This window comes from Brenneria sp. hezel4-2-4, assembly GCF_013155275.1.
GTDB lineage: Bacteria > Pseudomonadota > Gammaproteobacteria > Enterobacterales > Enterobacteriaceae > Brenneria.
The window spans coordinates 1-671 of record NZ_JABJXS010000030.1 but is presented as its reverse complement, the minus strand read 5'-3'; the positions used below and the strand labels follow the sequence as shown (position 1 = coordinate 671).

At 48.3% G+C, this 671-nt stretch carries 2 tRNA genes and 1 rRNA gene; all 3 read right to left on the bottom strand.

From position 1 onward, the window contains the following. Positions 1 to 259: 259 nt before the first annotated feature. Positions 260 to 335: transfer RNA gene (locus HOY33_RS20450), tRNA-Ala, on the bottom strand. Between the two features lie 120 nt (positions 336 to 455). Beyond that, positions 456 to 532: transfer RNA gene (locus tag HOY33_RS20445), tRNA-Ile, on the bottom strand. Positions 533 to 605: 73 nt separating this feature from the next. Beyond that, positions 606 to 671, bottom strand: a 16S ribosomal RNA gene (locus HOY33_RS20440); the annotation flags it as partial.

The following is a 671-nucleotide window of genomic DNA, read 5'->3' as shown; positions in this document are numbered from 1 at the left end:
TAGCACGCCCTTCATCGCCTCTGACTGCCTAGGCATCCACCGTGTACGCTTAGTCGCTTAACCTCACAACCCGAAGGTGTCTTTGATAAATCAAGTCACGCTCGCGCTGCGATTATTTGAGAGACTCCGATACGACAAAATCACTACCCTTGCGGATAATGTTCAGCCGTATCGTTTCAATTTTCAGCTTGTTCCAGATTGTTAAAGAGCAAAATACTTCGCAGCATACTGTTTCCAATACACTCTGAAGTCTTTTTTATGGTGGAGCTATGCGGGATCGAACCGCAGACCTCCTGCGTGCAAAGCAGGCGCTCTCCCAGCTGAGCTATAGCCCCATGACTTACAGATACCTTTAGATACCACTCGGAGAGTTAATTCTTTTCCAGGCAAGGCGTGCAATGGCGAAGCATACATCAGTATGCGAGTCATTTCACAACGCGGCATGGGAAAGAATTTGGTAGGCCTGAGTGGACTTGAACCACCGACCTCACCCTTATCAGGGGTGCGCTCTAACCACCTGAGCTACAAGCCTATAAGGTATTTCTGCTCGTTATTTTCATCAGACAATCTGTGTGGACACTGCACAACCACTATCAGGCTTTTACTAAGGAGGTGATCCAACCGCAGGTTCCCCTACGGTTACCTTGTTACGACTTCACCCCAGTCATGAA